The organism is Paenarthrobacter sp. NPDC090522 (assembly GCF_044769225.1).
Lineage (GTDB): Bacteria > Actinomycetota > Actinomycetes > Actinomycetales > Micrococcaceae > Arthrobacter.
In genome coordinates, this window is record NZ_JBIVXL010000009.1 from 231,513 (window position 1) to 251,075 (window position 19,563).

The window sequence follows — 19,563 nt, forward strand, 5'->3', positions numbered from 1 at the left end:
GAGGCCGGTCAGTGGGCCATGTGCTCCTTGGCGGAAATGTGCTCCACCATCTCGCCCAGACGCTCTTCCGGGACGTGGTTCCGGGCAATATCGCCTTGGCTGATGATGCCAACCAATGTGTGGGCGCTGATGACGGGAAGCCGGCGGACCTGGTGCTCCTCCATCATCCGGATACATTCATCAATGCTGGCATCCGCATCAATCCAATAGGGCTTGCCCTGGGCGAGTTCGCTGGCGCGGACTTCCCGGGCATCCTTGCCTTCGGCCAGGCATTTGACCACAATGTCGCGGTCGGTGATGAAGCCGGAGAGCTTGCCATCGTTACCGCAAACAGGAAGCGAACCGCAGTCCAGTTCCTTCATCTTGCGGGCAGCTTCCTCAAGAGTCTGGTCTTCAGGAATGCACCAGGCGTTGGTTGTCATGAATTCACGTACGACACTCATGGGATCCTCCTTCATCGATTGGAGTCATCGACGCAGGGTCCTGAGGGGCGGGGTCCTTGTGGGGCTGGGTCCTTCGGCTCCGGCGCCGATGGAGCCAGACTACGCCCGGCAGCGTGCACTGACCAGCCGACGACGCTACCTGACACCCGAAAATTCCCCCACAATTCTCTGGATATAATCCATTCGTTGGAGTATTCTCGTTTTGGGTTATTCACGGCTTCTGGGCATTGGCCAAACACCCTTCGGGACTCCCCAACTCGCACCGCCTCGCCCTGAACCGTCATGCCGCCGATCCGCCCGGAGCAGGCCGACTCACAAGGTCCTGCTGCCCTCGGCACGGCATCGGCGAACGCATTGTTGTTTGCTTGCAGCGCGAGAAAGATCCTCCCATGGACATCCCCAACGTCCCCAGCACCCTCCTTGACCCCGTCCCCCATCACCCAACAGCCATCCCCTCTCCCCCTCTGCCCGCACCGTCGCCCGCCTCCTGGTCGTGGCCTACCGAAGACTGGTGGCGGTGCTGGCGTTCCGCGGCCGTGAGCGGCCGCTATGAAGGGAACCAGGCCGTCACGGGTCCCGTCGGCAGCGCGCTTGAGTTGAGGCTCGACGTCGATCCCCGCCAGGGCCTCGAATCTCCCGTCCTTAACAAGGTCAGTGGGGATTTCTTCAGCACCCGCCACGTGAAAGTCGGCGGCCTCACGCAGATCGTCAAGACCTATGTGGAGTCGTGGATCGTTGACGCCCCCGTGGTGACCATGACGCGTTCGGATGCGCACATCACCGGAACGGTCCGCTTTTGGAAAGGCACCCACCCCACAACCACGGTGGACATCGTGGTCACGTGGCAGCACGGGGCCATCACGGGAGCCGTGGCAACGTTCACCGGTGGCGGCGTGGCGGGAGAGCCGTACGCCTGCAAGTACCGCTCCGACTGCTTCCGGGACGTCAACCTCGAGCTGGATTATTGCCAGTCCGTGGACATCGACCCCAAGGTCCCTGTGTACAACAGCCACGCTCATAACAACCGTCCGGCCGACCTTGCCGAGCGGACCCTGTCCATCGAGTCCTCCTACAAAGACGCCGGAGTTTCGGTAACCATCGATCCAGCGCACACGGTCATCGATGACAGTGCTGCAGGCTTCGCTTCGTGGAGTGTCGGTGAACTCCACGACGCCATGGAAACCTCGTTCGGCAAGTACAACTCGGGCTGGCCCGCGTGGAACCTGTGGGGTGTACAAGCCGGTCTCTTCGACAGCGCGGGCGTGGGTGGCATCATGTTCGACGCCGCAGCGGGCTTTGGCGGCGCCGGTCGCGGTCCCGACCGCCAGGGTTTTGCGGTCTTCCGCAACCACACGTGGTTCACCAACCTCGTCAGCAACCCCTCCACGCAGGACCAGGCCTGGGCCATGCGGCATTTCCTCTACACCTGGGTCCACGAGGCCGGGCATGCCTTCAACTTCCTGCATGCCTGGGACAAGGCCCGGCCGGACTCGCTGTCCTGGATGAACTACGACTGGAAATACGATCAGCGCAACGGTGCCGACACCTTCTGGGCAAACTTCCGCTTCCGTTTCGACGACGACGAGTTGCTCCACATGCGCCACGGGGACCGTGCTGCCGTCATCATGGGTGGCGATCCGTGGGCGTCCGGTGGCCACCTCGAATCCCCTCCGGGTGCCATGACGGTCTCCGGGCCGGGCAGCGACGTGGAACTGGCACTGTCGGCCAAGAGCTACTTCGAGTACATGGAGCCGGTGGCCATCGAGTTCAGGTTGCGCAACACCAGCGATGCCCCCGTCCTGGTGGATGGCCGCCTGGATCCGCGGTACGGGAACACCACCGTCTACGTCCAGAAACCCGATGGAACCGTGGTGTTGCACGAATCCGTGGTGTGCTTCTACGGCCTTCCGGAACTGGTGACGCTGGCGCCCGCGGGAACCACGGACGGCAGTGACCGTTACAGCCAACTGGTCCAGCTGGCGTACGGGACTGTTGGCTTCGCCTTCGATGAACCCGGCCAATACCTGGTCCGGGCCGTTTATAGCACGGACGGCGTCGTACAGGCCTCCAACACCTTGCCGCTGCGCGTGGGGTTCCCGGTCACCAAGGAAGAGGACCGCTTTGCCCCGGAGTTCTTCACCCGCGAAGTCGGGCTCACCTTGGCCTTCGAAGGGTCCATGTCCCCACACTTGAGCAAAGGCCTGGACACCCTGACCGAAGCTGCCGAGCGGTTCAGTGGTGAGCCCCTGGGCGTCAAGGCGGCTACCGCCGTCGCGCAATCCGTGGGAGACGACTTCTACCGGCGCAAAGACGACAAGATGGTCAAGCACCACACCGCCGATCCGCAGCGGGCACTCGCGCTGACGGATGCGGGACTGGCCACATTCCAGGAGTCAGGGGCTCCCACGAACAACCTGGCCTACCGGAACCTGGTGGAACTGCGCACCGAACTGCATGTGAAGGCCGATGATTCGGCTGCCGCGAAGTCAGAGGTGGAGACGCTCGCCAAGGACCTCGGGACGCGGGGCGCCAACGCCGCCGTTGTAGCCCAGGTCAAGGAACTGATCCCTGCAACTCCGGCGGCCCGTTCCCGCCGGTCGGCTCCGAGGAAGCCCGCCACATAGTCGTCGGATGACTGTTTGACGCGTGGCTCCCCAGCAGCCGGTGACGGCGGCACCCCGCCCTTGGTGCCGCCGTCGCTCCTTGTCTGCGGCTACTCCGCGATGTCTTCGGCCCACAGTTCGGGGTGCTCGTCCTGGAAGGTGCGCATCATCTCCACGCAGCGGGGGTCGTCGAGGACCACTACCTTCACGCCGCGGGAGAGAAGGAGATCGAATTCGCCGGGGAAGGTCTCGGCTTCGCCCACCACTACGCGCGGGATCTTGAACTGGATGATGGTTCCCGTGCACATCGCGCAAGGGGCCAGCGTGGTGTAGAGCGTGGTGTCCCGGTAGGTTTTCTGCCGGCCCGCCGCACGGAGGGCGGACATCTCACCATGCGCGATCGGATCGCCGTGCTGCACACGTTCGTTGTGGCCGCTGGCGACGACTTCTCCTCCACGGGTCAGCGCGGCCCCGATAGGAATGCCACCTTCACTGAGGCTCTTCTGTGCTGCCTGGTACGCGGCTTCGAAACCGGGGTCCGTTGTGCGGGCTGATTCAGTCATGGGGGCAGTCTAGAGGGCACGGCCTCCTAAAATGTCGGGGCCCGCTGATAGCTTGGCAGCAAGGGTTCAGCTTTGCTTGGCGATTGTTAGGCGATAGGAGTAGGTCACCGTGTTCTTTCTCGATCCGGAGAGTGCTGGCGCACCGAAAGACCTGGTGTTCTCCGCGAGCGACCTCGTCATTGCGGCCACGTGCGAATACCAGGTGCTCCGCAAACTGGACGAGAAACTTGGCCGGACACCCGTTGCCTCCTTCGCAAAGGACGCGATGCTGGAACGCACCTCGAAATTGGGAGACGTCCACGAGCACAAGGTTTTGGACGAGTTCGTGGCGGAATTCGGTCCTTGGGATGCGGCTACTGGACGAGGCGTGTACGACGTCGTTCCCGCCACGGCAATGGATCGCACCAGCCTTTCGGCCAAGCATGCGGAATCCATCGACGCCTTGCGGTCCGGGGCAGATGTCGTGTTCCAGGCTGCCTTCTTCGACGGCGTGTTCCACGGCAGGTCCGACTTCCTGGTCAAGAAACCGGTCGGCACGTACGCCGTGTTCGACACCAAGCTGGCACGGCATGCCAAGGTCACGGCGCTGCTGCAATTGGCGGCCTACGGGGATCAACTGCTTAAAGCCGGGATCACTCCGGATCCGGTGGTCACGCTGGTCCTGGGCAACCGGGTCCACTCAGACCATCCCTTGGCCGAAATCCTCCCGGTCTTCAAGGAACGTCGTGATCGGTTCCTGCGGATGACCGCAACGCACATTGCCGGGAACGGCCCGGTTGAATGGGGCGATCCCCGCTACTCCGCCTGCGGACGTTGCGACTACTGCGCCGAGCAGGTCCTGTTGCATCGCGACCTCCTGATGGTGGCCGGCATGCGCATCAGCCGGCGCAAGAAGTTGATCGAGGCCGGGGTCACCACCATCGACCACCTCGCCGCGCTGCCCGCCGAGGGCGACCACACCCTCCTGCGGCTGCGCGAGCAGGCACGGCTTCAAACGGGCACTGTAACTCCGGACGGAACGGTCAACTACAAGGACAAGGCCGGCGTGGCCAAGACAGTCTCCTACACCGTCCTCCCGGACAACACGCTCGGCAGGCTGCCCGCGCCTGATCCCGGGGACATCTTCTTCGACTTCGAAGGCGATCCATTGTGGCAGGACCCTGCCACAGGAAGGTGGGGCATCGAGTACCTTTTTGGCGTCATCGAGAACCCTGCAGAACCTGGTGGGGAGCCGGTGTTCCGGCCCTTCTGGGCACACTCGCGGGAGCAGGAACGGCAGGCCTTTGTCGACTTCCTGGACTACGTGGCCAAACGGCGTGCCCAGTATCCGGGAATGCACATCTACCACTATGCCGCCTACGAGAAAACGGCCCTCCGCAACCTGTCGTTGACGCACGTGGTGGGTGAAACCGCCGTCGACGATTTACTGCGTCAAGGGGTGCTCGTGGACCTCTACGACACTGTCCGCCACAGTATCCGTGTTTCCGAAAATTCCTACAGCATCAAGAAGCTGGAGCCCCTCTACATGGGCCAGCACTTGCGCTCAGGTGACGTGACCGACGCCGGTGCCTCCGTGGTTGCCTACGCCGACTACTGCACGGCCCGGGACACTGGGGAGGCTGAACAGGCCGCCACGATCCTGGAAAGTATCCGCGACTACAACGAGTACGACTGCCTCTCCACCCTGGAGTTGCGCAACTGGCTGCTGGCGCGGGCCGCGGAACGGTCCATTTCGCCAGGTCTCACTGCGGCCGACGAGATCCAGGGCGAACCGGAAAAGTACGAGGCTCCTCCGGAAGAGCAGGCCCTGTTCGATTACCTCGAAGGGTTGTCGGAACCCGAGCGGGCCTCGGCGGATTCGCGGGCGATCGGCATTGTCGCCGCCGGTGTGGGGTATCACCGCAGAGAGGACAAGCAGCACTGGTGGGGGCACTTCGACCGGCTCGAGAAGCCCACTTCCCAGTGGGACGACGGCCGCGACATCTTCGTCGCGGACCACGCCGAGTTGCTGCAGGATTGGGCCAAGCCGGGGCCGCGGAAGAATCCGGTCCGGATCGTGAAACTGCTGGGCAGGTCGGGCGACGGCGCCGGGCTGGAACCGGGTAAGAAGTACTTTCGCATGTATGGTCCGCCCTTGCCTGACGCTTTGGTGGCCAAGGAGTCATCTGTGCTCGGCCGGGCCGGCTGGAGTTCTACGGAGGTCGTCGAAGTCTGTGAGGACGGAGACCTCGAAGCCGTCACCATCGCCGAGAGCCTCCGCAAGGACTCCACGGAGTTCAGCCAACTGCCCATGGCCCTGACGCCGGACAGCCCGATTGCCACCACCGGCCAGCGTGCTGCGTTGGCCGCATTGGCCACCAAGCTTCGGGCGGCCTTGCCGTCCTGGCCGAAGGACCCGGCACTGGACCTGGTCCGCCGGAAGCCACCGAGGCTGGCCACCCTGACGGAGTTGCCTGCAGTCCCACCAGGACCGAACGGCTACATCGAGGCCATCACCGAGGCCGTCAAGGACCTGGATAACTCCTACTTGGCGGTCCAAGGCCCTCCCGGCAGCGGCAAGACGTACGTTGGCGCCCACGTGCTGGCCCGTCTGGTGTTAGACGGTTGGAAAGTGGGCGTCGTGGCCCAGTCCCATGCGGTGGTGGAACACATGCTGTGCGCCGCCGTGGAGAAGGCCGGCGTGGATCCGTTGCGCGTGGCCAAGGAAGTCAAGCACAACGGTCCTGTGCCGTGGAATGGGTGCGCCAAAGGGGACGTCGAGGAAATCCTGTCCACGCCCGGCGGCGCGCTGGTTGGCGGGACGGCCTGGACCATGGTGGGAAGCACCGTCCCGGCCGGGTCCTTGGACCTGCTGGTCATTGACGAAGCCGGTCAGTTCTCCCTCGCCAACACCATGGCTGTCAGCCGGGCCACCAAGCGGCTCCTGCTCCTGGGCGATCCCCAGCAGCTGCCACAAGTCACCCAGGGGAAGCATCCGGAACCAGTGGACGAGTCAGCGCTGGGCTGGCTTTCGGACGGGTACAACACCCTCCCCTCCGAGCTGGGTTACTTCCTTGCCCACTCATGGCGAATGCATCCGGCCCTGTGCGGGGCTGTGTCCGATCTGTCCTACGACGGGCGTCTCGAAGCAGCCTCCGTCGCGTCAAAGCGGCACCTCGCGGGAGTGGAGCCCGGGGTTGCGTGCGTCTACGTTGACCACACGGGCAATTCCACGTCTTCCCCCGAGGAAGCCGCAGTGGTGGTGCAGCAGGTCCAGGCGCAGCTGGGCTTGTCCTGGCTGGATCCATCCGAGGAAAACGACGGTCCCCGTCAACTCTCCGAGTCGGACATTCTGGTGGTCGCGGCCTATAACGCCCAGGTCCAGCTCATCAAGCACCACTTGCGGGAAGCCGGGCTCGGCGCGGTCCGGGTGGGAACGGTGGACAAGTTCCAGGGCCAGGAAGCTCCGGTGGTTATCGTGTCGATGGCCGCCTCTGCCGCCGGCGAAGTTCCCCGGGGAATGGAGTTTCTCCTCTCGCGCAACCGGATCAACGTGGCGGTGTCGCGCGGCAAGTGGCGTGCCGTCGTCGTGCGTTCGCCCGAACTGACCAACTACCTCCCGACGCATCCCGAAGGGCTCGAGAACCTGGGCGGTTTCGTAGCCCTCTGCCAGCGCGCCCAAGCACCCAACTGAGTCGCATTAGTGCGCGTTTTGAGGCCTCAAAACGCGCACAACTGCGACCTACTTGGGGAGGCTGAGGGCTTCGTCGAGCACGCGGCCGAAGTTCACAGGATCGTGCGCGAACCGGCCCAGGAACAGCCCGGACACTCCGGTAAGCTGCGGCAGGAGTCCCGGCTTGGCCGAGCCGCCGTAGATGATGGGCAGGCCCGCCAAACCCTGCGCCGCCAGCGAATCCCGCAGCCGCGACACCACCTCCGAAACGTAGGCAGCAGAGGCAGGCTCGGCTGCACCAATCGCCCACACGGGTTCATAGGCGATCACCATCTGCGTGGCCACAGACCAATCGCCGGATACCGCCGCCTCAACCTGCCGGAAGACAACGTGCGCCGCCTCCGCGGTGTCGCCCTCAGCGGCCTCCCCGACGCACAGCAACGGCGTCAGGCCATGCTCGACGGCGGCACGCACCTTGAGTGCCACGATCGCGTCGGTCTCGGCAAAGTGTGCGCGCCGCTCGGCATGCCCGATTTCCACCAGGCCCACACCCAACTCCGCCAGCATGGACGGTGAGACCTCGCCTGTCCACGGCCCGTCCGCCCAGCCGCAGTTCTGCGCGCCGAGGACAAGCGGGGAACCAGCCATCAACTCAGCTGCCGCGGGCAAGACCGGGAAGGACGGAATGACGAACGGGACCACCCGCCCGGCCGCGAGGGCCGGACGGGCGTCCACTTCTTTCACCAGTTGCTCCAGCCACGCCAGGGATTGCGCGTAGCCGAGGTACATCTTGGTGCTGACCCCGATGTAGAGGGCCTCGGGCAACGTCACTTGCCCAACAACTCGTCAGCCTTATTGGTGAAGGCCCGGGTTCCGAACATCATGATCGCGGCCAGGAACGGCAACACCCCGAGGGCATAAACGCCCATGGTTCCGGTGTCCGACGCCGTGACTTCGTTGACGGTGGTCCGCAGGATCGGTGCCACAAAACCGCCCAGGTTGCCCAGGGAGTTGATGAGTCCGATTCCCGCGGCCGCGGCAGTTCCGGTGAGGAACGCCGTCGGGTAGGACCACGCGATCGGTCCGATGGCGAGGAAGCTGCACACAGCCAGGGTGATGAAGATGATGCCCAACGTCGGCTGGTGGTTTGCGCCAGCCCAGGCGGATCCGAAGATGCACAGACCGGTGGAGACGAACAGTGCCGTGCCCCAGCGACGACGGCGGAGGACCGTGTTGGCTGCCTTGCCGATGAAGAAGCAGGCGAAGATGCCGAAGAACCACGGGATGGCGGTCAGGAGTCCGACGGCGAGGCCCACCTTCTGGCCGGTCAGCTGGGCCACCTGCTGCGGCAGGTAGAACGTCACGCCATAGACGGCGATCTGCAGGCAGAAGTAGATGATGGTGAAGTACCAGACCTTGCCGTTCCGCATGGAGGCGAGCACGCCGCGGGGACCGGATTCTTCCTTGACGGTATCCTCGAGCGCCATGACGTCCGTCAGTGCGGTCTTCTCCTCCTTGCTCAGGAACTTGGCTTCTTGAGGGCTGTTGATCAGGAAGAAGAAGGCTGCGATGCCTGCCAGCACGGCCAGCATGCCCTCCACGAAGAACATGACCTGCCAACCGGCCACGCCGGGAACCTGGTCGCCGATGTTGATGAGCCACCCGGAGAGCGGAGCGCCGATCATCTGTGAGAACGGCTGGGCCAGGTAGAAGATGGCGAACATCTTCACGCGGACCTTGTTGGGGAACCAGGCGGCCAGGAACATGATGACGCCGGGGAACAGGCCTGCTTCGGTGACACCCAGCAGGAAGCGCAGGATCACGAAGGACGTTTCGCCCTGCACAAAGGCGAAGCAGGCGGACACGATGCCCCACGTCACGGCGATGCGGGCAAGCCACACCTTCGCGCCGAACTTGGTGAGCAGCAGGTTGCTGGGGATTTCAAACAGTGCGTAGCCGATGAAGAAGATACCGGCACCCAGTGCGTAGGCACCGGCCGTGATGCCCTTGTCCACGCCGAGCGCGGCTTCAGCAAAGCCAACGTTGGTGCGGTCAAGGAAAGCCACCACATACAGGATGACCAGCATGGGCATGAGCCGGAAGGAAGCCTTGGAAATGGCCGACTTCAAGACCGGCGAATCCAGCAACTCCTTGGTGGAAGTTGAGGCAACGGACATTGAAACTCCTCTTTGAGTAGTCAGTTGGGGGTGATGGCTTCTTGAGGGCGCGCGCCATCAACGCGGCAACCCAGCGCGGAAACGATCTGTCAGCGCGGGAAGAAAATGAGCACCAGGCCCACTGCGCAGGCGAGGATGCCTACGGCGAGGTAGATCTTGCGTTCACGGGTCCAGGTCCGCATGAAAGGGCCTAGTGCATGTAGAGCCCGCCATCCACATTCAGCGTCTGGCCGGAGATGTACCCGGCGTCCTCGCTGATGAGGAAGGCGATGGCTGCTGCGATGTCGCGGGTGGATCCGACGCGGTTGACCACGAGGTCCTTGACCAACTCGTCCTTGCGCTCGTCGCTGAGGGTTCCGCCCATGATGTCGGTATCGATCGGGCCCGGCGAGATCGCGTTGACAGTGATGTCGTATTCACCCAGCTCGCGTGCCGTGGCGCGGGTCAGGCCAATGACGCCTGCCTTGGCCACGGAGTACGGGGTCTTGGAAAACGTGCCGCCGCCACGCTGGGCCGAGACGGACGAGATGTTCACGATGCGGCCAATCCGGTTCTTTACCATGGACTCGGCCACGCGGCGCGTGGCGAAGTGAACGCCGTTGAGGTTGATGCTCAGGACGCGGTCCCATTCGGCGGGCTCGAGTTCCAGGTAGCCGATGGGCGAGCTGACGCCTGCCACGTTGGCCAGTGCCACGATCTGCGGCAGTTCGGCTTCAAGCTCGTCGATGGCCGCACGGACTTCGGCTTCGCTTGAAACGTTGGCGCCGACTCCGTGGGCCTGGACACCGTATTCAGCGGCGATTTCCTTGGCGGCGGCCTTGCAGGCGGCGTCGTCCAGGTCGATGATGCCGATGTTCCACCCCTGTGCTGCGAGGTAGTTGACCGTGGCGCGGCCAATGCCACGCTCGGAGACAGCACCGGTAACGACGGCCGTACGTGATGCGGGGAAAGTCATGTCTTATCTCCTAAGAAGTGTCAGTTGATCGGTGCCGGGCCAAGCTCTTCAATGAGCTTCTGCATGGCCACGTACGCCTTGTTCCGGTAGGCGATGAGTTCGGGAGTCCGTTCGGCGGGAACGTTGAGGAAGCCGGCTCCGGTCTTGGTGCCGAGCTTGCCTGCTTCCACCAGGTCGGAAAGGATCTTCGGCGTCGCGAAGCGCTCCGGGAACCCGGTCTGCAGCGACTTGTAGCAGAAGTTGTAGACGTCCAAACCGGCCATATCGGCGATCGCGAACGGCCCAAAGAAGGGCAAGCGGAAGCCGAACGTCGTACGGACCAGGGTGTCGACGTCGTCCGCTGTTGCGATCCCCTGTTCCACCAACTGTGCCGCCTCGTGAAACAGCGCGTACTGCAGGCGGTTGAGCACGAAGCCGGTGACGTCCTTCACCACGGCGGTCTGCTTGCCCGCCGCGTGCACGAGGTCACGCGATGCGGACACCGTTTCCACGGACGTACCTGCGTGCGGGATGACCTCGACGCCCGGGATGAACGGCGAAGGGTTGGAGAAGTGCACGCCCAGGAAGCGCTCAGGGTGGGTGACTGCCTCCGCCAGAGCCGCGATGGAGATGGTGGACGTGTTGGAGCCGATCAAGGCATCCGGCTTGGCTGCGGCGCTGATCCGGGCCAATGTCTGGTGCTTGATCTCGAGGACTTCCGGGACTGCTTCTTCGATGAAATCGGCGTCTGCAACGGCTTCTTCGATGTCCTTGGCTGCCCACAGGTTCTGCTTGAGGACCTCCGTGGAGCCTTCAGGGAACAGGCCGTCTGCGATGAACTGATCCGACTCTTCCAGAAGGCGGTCGTAGTTCTTCTGGGCAACTTCGGCGGACACGTCCGCGAGGGCCACGCGGGCCCCACCGAGCGCCAGCACCTGGGCGATGCCGCCGCCCATGTAGCCGGAACCTACGACGGCGATCTTCCGGGCTTGGGTTTGCGTTGAGGTCATGATCAGACCGCCTTCGTGTAGTCGGGTTCGTAGGAGCAGATGGCATCCACCTTGGCGGCGGAGGCGGAGTTCTCGTCGAAGCGGTGGCCGAGCCATTCGCCCACGAGTTTCTTGGCCAGTTCCAAGCCAATCACCCGCTGACCGAGGGTGAGGATCTGGGCGTTGTTGCTTAGCACGGAGCGTTCGACGGAGTATGCATCGTGCGCCGTGACAGCGCGGATTCCGGGGACCTTGTTGGCCGCGATGGCTACTCCGAGGCCCGTTCCGCAGATCAACAAAGCGCGGTCCGCTTCGCCTTCGGCCACCTTGCGGGCTGCGTCCACGGCCACGTGCGGGTACGCGGTGGAATCGTTGGCGCCAACGCCGACGTCGGTCACGGAAGCCACGCGCGGGTCGGCTTCGAGCAGGGCCTTGAGGGCGTTCTTATACTCAACGCCTGCTTCATCATTGCCGACGACGATTCGCCAGCCTTGGGTGTCGGTCATGCTCATGCTCCGTCCCCGGCCGGCGCAGAGGCAGCGGCCAGTTGTGTATCGAGGAATTGCGAGATGCGTGCTGCGATCAGTCCGAACGAGACGGCACCGGGGTCCGGGTGGCCGAGGCTCTTTTCCGCCAGGGGACGTGCCCGGCCCTTCAACGGGCGCAGCTCGGCGGTTGCCGCGGCAGCGGACTGGGCTGCCGCAGCGGCGAGTGCCAGTGCCCGGTCGACGGGTGCGCCGCCGTCGAGCTCTGCGAGGAACGCGTCCCGGAACGGCAGGAGGGCGTCCACCATGGTCTTGTCCCCGGCGTCTGCCTTGCCGAGTTCGGTGATGGCGTTGGTAAATGCTGTGACCGCCGCGCGGGCATCGGCGTCTGCGTACGAGTCACGGTTCCCGAGCGCCTGCCCTGCAGCGATGACGGCCGAACCCCACAGGGCACCGGAAGTACCGCCGGCCTTTTCGCTCCAGGCCTCGCCAGCCGCGAGGAGGACGCGGGCCGCAGAGGAACCGGAGGCCGCCTCGCTGGCGGCCGCAGCCGCCTCCACGCCGCGGCGCATGCCGATACCGTGGTCGCCGTCGCCGGCGATCGCGTCCAGCTTGCCGAGCTCTTCTTCATGCTCGACGACGACGTCCCGCACCTGCGCGAGCACGGCCACGGCCTGCCGCCCGAGTTCAGCCGCCGCCGGGGTGGGCTGTTCCACCTCGGCGGTTTCGGCGTCGTCCGTCACTGCCGAGGTGCGGAGCGCGCGCGGCGCCATGCTTCCCTTGCGGAAGGCGGGAGTGTCGGCCGGCGCGGACCAATACTGCTCGAGTTCCTCGTCCAACCACAACAGCGTCAGCGACAACCCGGACATGTCCAGGCTGGTCACCAATTCACCGCATTCGGGCTCAACGACCGTAAGTCCCGCCGCCGTCAGGATCTTTTCGATCTTGCCGAAGAGCAGGAAGAGCTCATCGTATTTGACCGTGCCCAAGCCGTTGACGATCGCAACTAGCCGGTCCCCTGAGTCCTCGGGCTTGTCCGCGAGGAGCCTGGTCACCAGGAGCTCGGCAAGCTCGGAAGCCGTAGGCATGGGGTGCTCGGAAATCCCCGGTTCGCCATGGATTCCCAGCCCCAGGGACATCTGCCCGGCGGGCACATGAAACAGCGGTTCGTTGGCCCCGGGCAGGGTGCAACCGTCGAACGCGACACCGAGGGACCGCGTGCGGTGGTTGGTCTTGATGGCCAAACGCTCGACGTCGTCAAGGTCCAGTCCCGCTTCGGCAGCGGATCCTGCGATCTTGAAAACGGTGAGGTCACCGGCGATGCCCCGGCGCTTCTCGATCTGATCGATGGGAGCGCTGGCGATGTCATCCGTGACGAGGACGGTGCGGGTCTCGATGCCTTCGGCGTTGAGCCGCAGCTGGGCCTGGCCAAAGTGGAGGACGTCCCCGGCGTAGTTGCCGTAGCTCAGCAGCACACCGCCACCGGCATTCGCAGCCTTGGCCACCCGGTAGACCTGGCCGGCAGCCGGGGAAGCGAACATGTTGCCGCAGGCCGAGCCTGCCGCGAGCCCCGGCCCAACCAGGCCGGCGAAGGCCGGGTAATGTCCCGAACCGCCGCCGATCACGAGCGATACCTGTCCTGCGGGAACCTCGGTGGAGCGGACCACGCCGCCGTCTACCCGTGCCACATAATTCCGGTTCGCGGCGACGAAGCCGTCCAACGCCTCGTCGGCGAAGTCTGCCGGGTTATCGAAAATCTGCGTCATGGTTCCTAGACCCCGGCGAACTGCGTGGACGCGGGCTGGCGACCTTGGGCAACCTTGCTCTGGCCCAGTGCATAGCCGTCCTTCTTGGGCAGGACGTGGCGGCGCAGGTAGTCCTGGTTGCTCGCGGTGACGCTGAGACCGTCTCCCCCGTAGTGCTCCACGCAGAGGATGCCCTGGAAACCAACGGAGAGTGCGTATTTGAAGGCCTCGCGGTAGTTGATCAGGCCGCTCTCCATCGGCACGGGCATGGCGATGTAGCTGTCGCGGGCCACATCCTCGTCGCGCATGTAGTTCTTCATGTGCCAGTAGTTGGAGTACGGCAGGGTCTTGTGGACCAGTTCGCGCCAGTCCTCGATGGGTCGGTGCAAGCGGATCAGGTTTCCCAGGTCCGGGTTGAGGCCAACGTTGTCCAGTCCGATGTCCTGGACCAGCTGGACGGAGGAATCGCCGGTGCCGAGGAAGGTGTCCTCGTACATTTCCAGGGAGACCAGGATGCCGGCTTCGGCTGCATGCTCTCCGAGTTCGCGGATGCGGGACACTGCGTTGTTCCACGCTTCCTTGTCACCGACGGGGTCCTTGTAACCCTCTACCGTCCAGAACCACAGCTGCTTCTGCTGTTCGGGGGTGATGGCCTGATGCAGGCCGAAGGAGACAACTTCGCAGCCGAGTTCCGCGGCGGCGTCAATGGTGCGGTGGCTGTAGGCGAGGTTCTCGGCCCACTCTGTTTCATGGATGACGCTGCGGCGGATGGCGGAGATGACGGGGACTCCGATGCCAACCTCGTCGGCGGTCTGCTTGAACTCGGCAAGGCGTTCCTTGCTGAGATCGCCCGGACGGACCCAGCTGTCAGTGAGGTCCGCATTGGCGAAACCTGCGTCCTTCACTTCCTGGAAGACCTCGGCCCACACGGAAGCATCGGCGTCGTTGACCTGCAGGCCGGAAGCGTCAGTGCCCGGGAATTGGAGGAGGGCCGCGGTGATGGGCCAATTTTCGGCGGTGTACGCCATGTGTGATCACTCCTTTGTGGAATCCTGTTTCCTATAGGATTTACGAATCAAGCAAAGCTGTCAACCCTGTTCTGGAAACTTCCTAGATCCTATATGTCTTACATATGATTGTGAAGGGGATCACGGGGAGGGCTGACGGGCGGGGCGCACCACTTGCCGCCAACCGCACCCGTAAGCGCGGGAGCACGAGGCGCGAACGGGTGCAATACCCACGAAGCACAGGAGCACCAGGCGCGAACGGGCGCGCTACCCACGCAGCACAAGCGCACCAGGCGCGAACGGGTGCGCTACCCACGCAGCACAGGAGCACGAGGCGCGAACGGGTGCGCTGAAAGGGCTGACGGGCGGGGCGCACCACTTGCCGCCAACCGCACCCGTAAGCCCAGGAGCACCAGGCGCGAACGGATGCGCTACCCACGAAGCACAGGAGCACGAGGCGCGAACGGGTGCGCTGAAAGGGCTAACGGGTCGGGCGCACCACTTGCCACCAACCGCACCCGTAAGCCCAGGAGCACCAGGCGCGAACGGATGCGCTACCCACGCAGCACAGGCGCACCCAGCACGAACGGGTGCGCTGAAAGGGCTAACGGGCGGGGCGCACCACTTACCGCCAACCGCACCCGTAACCACAGGAGCGTGAGGCGCGAACGGGTGCGCTACCTACGCAGCACAGGCGCACCAGGCGCGAACGGGTGCCGCACAGATTGCTCTTTCGGCGGTGGTCCGCCCTGGGGAGGGGATCAGCCCCGGGGAGCGTCAGCGATTGCCCGGCCGCGAACCTGCTCAACATGGTGGACCATCGCTTGGGCGGCTTGCTCTGGATCGCCGCCCAGCATGGCATCGAGGACGGCCTGATGTTCTGCGATGGCCTGCTCGGCATCCGTGATGCCCACTCCCCCGAACAGGCGGAAGCGTTGAATCTGCCCACCCAGGGTGTTGTAGGCGGCGAGAAGGAACTGGTTGTTGGCTTGGGCCGCGATGAGTTGGTGGAAGCGCTCATCGGCTTCGAGGTAGCTCCGGTATTCCGCGAACGTGCCACCCCGCGGCGCCGTCTTCAGATCCTTCACAGCCTGCCTCAGCGCATCCAGTCCTTCCGGCGTCATCCTTGTACACGCCAACCGCGCATTGACCGGCTCGATCGATAGACGCGCTTCCATGAGCTCGGCGAAATCTTCCCGGGTGAACACCGGAGCGACGCGATAGCCCTTGAGCGCCACACGCCGGACCATGCCCGTGTGCTCCAACCTGGCCAGCGCCTCGCGCACCGGAGTGGGCGAGACCTCAAGTTCCCGGGCCATACCATCGATACTCACGGCCGCGCCGGGCTCCAGCCGACCGTCCATGAGCCATTCAAGGAGGGCCTCATATACGTGGTCGGCCAGGACTTGGCGGCTCACGGGAAAGCCGGTACGGACAGAGCTCGGGGAAGCTTCAGGCATGCCCAAATCCTATAGGAACGCCCTGCACAAGCCTCCAACATCCCCAAAAGCGCCCACCTTTTGGGCGTCACATTCCGCCCGCACTCCCCCAACTGAGTCGCATTTGTGCGCGTTTTGAGCGTTCAAAACGCGCACAAATGCGACCCAGTTGGGCAGGCACCGGTTAAGGTTCGACGCCGGCACTCGGGTGAGTGCCGGCGTCGGGATCCTGCTGAGGTGCTTTGCGCTTTAGTTGGCGTAGAACGGGTAGTCCGTGTAGCCCTCTGCGCCGTCAGCGTAGAATGTGGCCGCGTTCGGTTCGTTGACCGGAAGGCCTTCGCGCCAGCGGCGTGCGAGGTCCGGGTTGGCGATGGCGGGACGACCAACAACCACACCGTCGGCGAGACCGTTATCGATCAGTGCGATTGCCTCATCACGCGTGGTGATTTCGCTGAAGCCGGTGTTCACCAGGAAGGTTCCGTTGAAACGTTCGCGGAGGTCCTGCACCAAGGACCCCTTGGGATCGTGGTGCAGAATGCTGAGGTACGCGAGGTTCAGCGGCGCGATGGTGTCCACCAGGACCTCGTATGTGGCGCGCACGTCCGCAGCGTCCACTTCCGCGATGCCCTGCACGTTGTGTTCCGGCGAAATCCGGATGCCAACGCGGTTCGCGCCAAGCGCCTCCACCACTGCATTGACGGTTTCGATGACGAAGCGTGCACGGTTTTCCGGCGACCCACCGTAGCTGTCGGTGCGGACGTTCGAGTTCGGAGCCAGGAACTCATGCAGCAGGTAGCCGTTGGCGGAGTGCAGTTCCACACCGTCGAACCCTGCCTCAATGGCGTTGCGGGAAGCTGTGACGATTTCCTGAATCACGGCGGGGAGCTCGTCGGTGCGCAGTTCGCGCGGAACCGGATACGCCTGCTTGCCCTTCGGGGTGCGGAGTTCACCTTCGATGGCAACGGCGCTGGGTCCGACGATTTCGTGACCACCGGTGATGTCAGCGTGCGAAACGCGGCCACCGTGCATTACCTGGGCGAAGATCCTGCCACCGTCGGCGTGGACGGCGTCCGTGACCTTCTTCCAGCCCGCGATCTGCTGTTCGGTGACGAGGCCGGGCTGGCCCGTGTAGGACTGGCCGGCAGGCGTGGGATAGGTGCCTTCGCTGACGATCAGGCCAAGGGAAGCGCGCTGGCGGTAGTGCTCGGCGATGAGGTCGTTCGGAACGCCTTCCAGGCCCGCGCGCAGGCGGGTCAGGGGCGCCATGACCAGTCGGTTGGGAAGTTCGAGCTCACCGAGTGCCAGTGGAGAAAACAGCATGCGCAGTTCCTTTCAGAATGAATCAGGTTCACTCTGCCCAACTGTGCGGCGTCTGCAACTATTCCAGATGAGGCGCAGATCACAGCCCGCGCTCTATGACGGCCTGTCGATCCAAGAGGACCCGTATCTCACCGAAATGCTTGTCCCAATACTGACGACACATGTCTTCATTCATCACCGCGGGCTCAGGCACCTCGAACTCACTCTCGACAGTCAACTTCGCTCCCCGAGGTGCAATTTCGAGTCGATACGTCGTTTGGGTTTGCACATCTCCAGCGGGCAACACGGGGCGCGTAACAGCCAACTGTTCTGGAATCTCTTGGACAACTTCAATGGCCCCTATGTTGCCGTTGCGATGGAAGAAGCACTGCAACTCCCCGGGTCCATCGGGAAGGGGAGGGACGGAGACGGCGTGATACACGCCGTCGGTCAGCGATAGTGCCGACTCGGCGGGACGGATCAGCGCCCACACCGCCGAAGGCGGATGCGGAAACTCCGCAGAGCTGGAAACAGTGACAGTTTTGTAGCGCGGCGGTCTGCTCGCTGACGCCCGTTGAGCGCGGCCTCTGCGGTCCGCCGTGAGCCCGTAGATAAACGTCAGTAACAACCCGCCCACAACCAGCGCCAAGACGACCAGACCCCGGCCGTCGTTCTTTTGCACCATGGACGCCCCCAACACGCTGAGGGTTACCATCCCGACCAGCGCCATCAAGACAAAGTAGGTCAAAACAGTGTTCTTCACGAGGTTCAGGGTGCCACAGGGACGGAGCCACACCGCGCAAGGACACCCGTCCAGGATCCCCGGAAGGAAGGGACCAGCAGACGCGCCAGCCAGTTTGCCTTACTTGGTTAGCTCCCGTATCGATTCGTCGAAGCACTCGCAGAGCGTCAGGACGGCCACCAGGTGCGCTTCTTCGGCGTGGGGCGGGTCCGTGTTGACGCAGATGGCCTCGCTGACCAACTGCCCCAGGTCCTTGGACTCCTTGCCTGTCAGTGCCCACACTTTGGCCCCGGCGGACTTGGCGGCGGCTGCGGCGTCGCGGAGGTCATCGGCGATGCCACCGGAGGCGAACAGCACCACGATGTCGCCTTTACGGACGTGTTCCGTGAGCTGAGCACCAATGGACCCACCCTCACCATCCTTGCGGGCAGTGATGGTGGTGAAAGCCGAGCCGTCGCCTCCGTTGCGGGAATCATGCACGGCCAACTCAATGGTGAACCGGTCGGCTTCGTGGGCGGACCCTTTGCTTCCCGCCGCGAAGATCCTGCCGCCGCGGAGTTTTACCCGGGCCAATTCCTCGCCCCACTCCGCCAGCCTCGATGATTCCCGCCGCAGGGCAGCAACAGCCGGGCCAATTTCGCCCAAGTGGCCGAGGACCACATCAACCGAATGCCTGTTTGGCTTGACTTCCGTCGAGCGCATCGCCTGCCCTGTCCGCCTTACCACGATGCTCACTTTCTTCCTCCGTCTCTTCCTAGAAACTATGCGTTCCTATCGCCGTCCCGTAAAGGCCTCCCGCGCACGGATTCTTCGCGGGTGGTGCCCTCAGCTACGTTTCCGTCATGCCTCGTTCCGTCAGGGATCCCGGCGTTGCGGCCGGTACGATCCCGGGTCAGCCTTTGCCCCTGGGGCTCAGCCACTTGCGCCCTGACGTCATCGTCGGTGCGGGCCTGCTCCGAAGTTCGCGTCCCGTCCTTGGTGGTGCGCACATCAGGGTCTACTTTGTCCGCGTGGCGCAAGTGTTCGTCCACCCGCTCACTGGCTTCCTTGGCTTGTGCCGAATGACGCTCGGCTTCACGGCGGAGCCGGTTCGCTTCCGCTTCAGCCTGCACGGCAGCCGCTTCCGCCTGGGCGGACTCTACTTTGGCCTGGTGGGCACCTACGGCTTCCTGATCCGCTTTTTCGCGCAGATCGACTGCTCGACGTCGGTTCGCTTCAGTCTTTTTCCGCCGACCAACCACCACCGCGATAATCACCGCGGCTATGACGATGACGGCCACTACGATAATCAGAACCAATTGCCCGGTATCCATGTGGATTGCCTCCTTGGTGAACGGCTTTCTTGGGCGCCGCTCCTGGCCCACGCTGTGCGCGGTCGCCGCCGTGATCGCGGTGTACCCCGCCGGCCCCGCTTCCAATCGCCATGCATTCACTCCCCGGTCTTCACTGTCCGACAAATGTTTGTACCTCCCACCATCTTAACAC

16 protein-coding genes are annotated in these 19,563 nt (G+C 64.0%); 2 read left to right on the forward strand and 14 right to left on the reverse strand.

Translation table 11 applies throughout. From position 1 onward, the window contains the following. Positions 1-8: 8 nt before the first annotated feature. A complete protein-coding gene (locus ACIQT2_RS14100; RefSeq protein WP_400334349.1) occupies positions 9-443 on the reverse strand; it encodes a CBS domain-containing protein in 435 nt (144 codons plus the stop codon). 389 nt (positions 444-832) lie between these two features. On the opposite strand from ACIQT2_RS14100, the gene ACIQT2_RS14105 reads away from it, so the two are divergent. Next, on the forward strand, positions 833-3,067 hold the full coding sequence (locus tag ACIQT2_RS14105) for a hypothetical protein (RefSeq protein ID WP_402947410.1): 2,235 nt from the start codon (positions 833-835) through the stop codon (positions 3,065-3,067). An 89-nt stretch (positions 3,068-3,156) separates the two neighbouring features. Here the strand turns inward: ACIQT2_RS14105 and ACIQT2_RS14110 are convergent, their stop codons facing one another. Beyond that, positions 3,157-3,609, reverse strand: coding sequence for a nucleoside deaminase (locus ACIQT2_RS14110; RefSeq protein ID WP_402947412.1), 453 nt, complete (start codon positions 3,607-3,609; stop codon positions 3,157-3,159). 109 nt (positions 3,610-3,718) lie between these two features. Between ACIQT2_RS14110 and ACIQT2_RS14115 the strand changes: the two genes are divergently transcribed. Then, entirely contained in the window at positions 3,719-7,282 is a 3,564-nt protein-coding gene (locus ACIQT2_RS14115; protein ID WP_402947415.1) for a TM0106 family RecB-like putative nuclease, read from the forward strand. Positions 7,283-7,330: 48 nt separating this feature from the next. Here the strand turns inward: ACIQT2_RS14115 and ACIQT2_RS14120 are convergent, their stop codons facing one another. The 12 genes from ACIQT2_RS14120 to ACIQT2_RS14175 form a co-directional block, all read right to left on the reverse strand. Beyond that, positions 7,331-8,092, reverse strand: a complete 762-nt coding sequence (locus ACIQT2_RS14120; protein ID WP_402947418.1) for a triose-phosphate isomerase family protein — start codon at positions 8,090-8,092, stop codon at positions 7,331-7,333. Next, a complete protein-coding gene (locus ACIQT2_RS14125; protein ID WP_400334339.1) occupies positions 8,089-9,438 on the reverse strand; it encodes an MFS transporter in 1,350 nt (449 codons plus the stop codon). The genes ACIQT2_RS14120 and ACIQT2_RS14125 overlap by 4 nt, the downstream gene beginning before the upstream one ends. Before the next feature lie 190 nt (positions 9,439-9,628). Next, entirely contained in the window at positions 9,629-10,393 is a 765-nt protein-coding gene (locus ACIQT2_RS14130) for an SDR family NAD(P)-dependent oxidoreductase (protein WP_400334337.1), read from the reverse strand. Between the two features lie 20 nt (positions 10,394-10,413). After that, on the reverse strand, positions 10,414-11,382 hold the full coding sequence (locus ACIQT2_RS14135) for a 3-hydroxyacyl-CoA dehydrogenase family protein (protein WP_402947421.1): 969 nt from the start codon (positions 11,380-11,382) through the stop codon (positions 10,414-10,416). A 2-nt stretch (positions 11,383-11,384) separates the two neighbouring features. Next, on the reverse strand, positions 11,385-11,867 hold the full coding sequence (locus ACIQT2_RS14140) for a ribose-5-phosphate isomerase (RefSeq protein WP_400334333.1): 483 nt from the start codon (positions 11,865-11,867) through the stop codon (positions 11,385-11,387). A 2-nt stretch (positions 11,868-11,869) separates the two neighbouring features. Next, a complete protein-coding gene (gene dhaL, locus ACIQT2_RS14145) occupies positions 11,870-13,612 on the reverse strand; it encodes a dihydroxyacetone kinase subunit DhaL (RefSeq protein ID WP_402947425.1) in 1,743 nt (580 codons plus the stop codon). Between the two features lie 5 nt (positions 13,613-13,617). Beyond that, on the reverse strand, positions 13,618-14,619 hold the full coding sequence (locus ACIQT2_RS14150) for a sugar phosphate isomerase/epimerase family protein (RefSeq protein ID WP_402947427.1): 1,002 nt from the start codon (positions 14,617-14,619) through the stop codon (positions 13,618-13,620). 740 nt (positions 14,620-15,359) lie between these two features. Then, positions 15,360-16,058 (reverse strand): GntR family transcriptional regulator, encoded by a 699-nt coding sequence (locus tag ACIQT2_RS14155; protein WP_402947430.1) that lies wholly within the window; start codon positions 16,056-16,058, stop codon positions 15,360-15,362. A gap of 228 nt (positions 16,059-16,286) precedes the next feature. After that, positions 16,287-17,357: an alkene reductase gene (locus ACIQT2_RS14160; RefSeq protein ID WP_402947433.1), complete on the reverse strand. Its 1,071-nt coding sequence runs from the start codon at positions 17,355-17,357 to the stop codon at positions 16,287-16,289. A gap of 79 nt (positions 17,358-17,436) precedes the next feature. Beyond that, the gene (locus ACIQT2_RS14165) at positions 17,437-18,099 is read right to left on the reverse strand and encodes a hypothetical protein (RefSeq protein ID WP_400334323.1); all 663 of its coding nucleotides are present in this window, start codon (positions 18,097-18,099) and stop codon (positions 17,437-17,439) included. A 99-nt stretch (positions 18,100-18,198) separates the two neighbouring features. Then, positions 18,199-18,813, reverse strand: coding sequence for an SIS domain-containing protein (locus tag ACIQT2_RS14170; RefSeq protein WP_402947436.1), 615 nt, complete (start codon positions 18,811-18,813; stop codon positions 18,199-18,201). A 26-nt stretch (positions 18,814-18,839) separates the two neighbouring features. Further along, complete coding sequence (locus ACIQT2_RS14175) at positions 18,840-19,391, reverse strand: hypothetical protein (protein ID WP_402947439.1); 552 nt, start codon at positions 19,389-19,391, stop codon at positions 18,840-18,842. Positions 19,392-19,563: the final 172 nt, after the last annotated feature.

Bases quoted from the DNA above. Each gene is read 5' to 3' on its own strand.
- ACIQT2_RS14140 (WP_400334333.1), bottom strand. From the start codon at position 11,867: ATGACCGACACCCAAGGCTGGCGAATCGTCGTCGGCAATGATGAAGCA.
- ACIQT2_RS14110 (WP_402947412.1), bottom strand. From the start codon at position 3,609: ATGACTGAATCAGCCCGCACAACGGACCCCGGTTTCGAAGCCGCGTAC.
- ACIQT2_RS14125 (WP_400334339.1), bottom strand. From the start codon at position 9,438: ATGTCCGTTGCCTCAACTTCCACCAAGGAGTTGCTGGATTCGCCGGTC.
- ACIQT2_RS14175 (WP_402947439.1), bottom strand. From the start codon at position 19,391: ATGGATACCGGGCAATTGGTTCTGATTATCGTAGTGGCCGTCATCGTC.
- ACIQT2_RS14135 (WP_402947421.1), bottom strand. From the start codon at position 11,382: ATGACCTCAACGCAAACCCAAGCCCGGAAGATCGCCGTCGTAGGTTCC.
- dhaL (WP_402947425.1), bottom strand. From the start codon at position 13,612: ATGACGCAGATTTTCGATAACCCGGCAGACTTCGCCGACGAGGCGTTG.
- ACIQT2_RS14160 (WP_402947433.1), bottom strand. From the start codon at position 17,357: ATGCTGTTTTCTCCACTGGCACTCGGTGAGCTCGAACTTCCCAACCGA.
- ACIQT2_RS14100 (WP_400334349.1), bottom strand. From the start codon at position 443: ATGAGTGTCGTACGTGAATTCATGACAACCAACGCCTGGTGCATTCCT.
- ACIQT2_RS14150 (WP_402947427.1), bottom strand. From the start codon at position 14,619: ATGGCGTACACCGCCGAAAATTGGCCCATCACCGCGGCCCTCCTCCAA.
- ACIQT2_RS14130 (WP_400334337.1), bottom strand. From the start codon at position 10,393: ATGACTTTCCCCGCATCACGTACGGCCGTCGTTACCGGTGCTGTCTCC.
- ACIQT2_RS14155 (WP_402947430.1), bottom strand. From the start codon at position 16,058: ATGCCTGAAGCTTCCCCGAGCTCTGTCCGTACCGGCTTTCCCGTGAGC.
- ACIQT2_RS14105 (WP_402947410.1), top strand. From the start codon at position 833: ATGGACATCCCCAACGTCCCCAGCACCCTCCTTGACCCCGTCCCCCAT.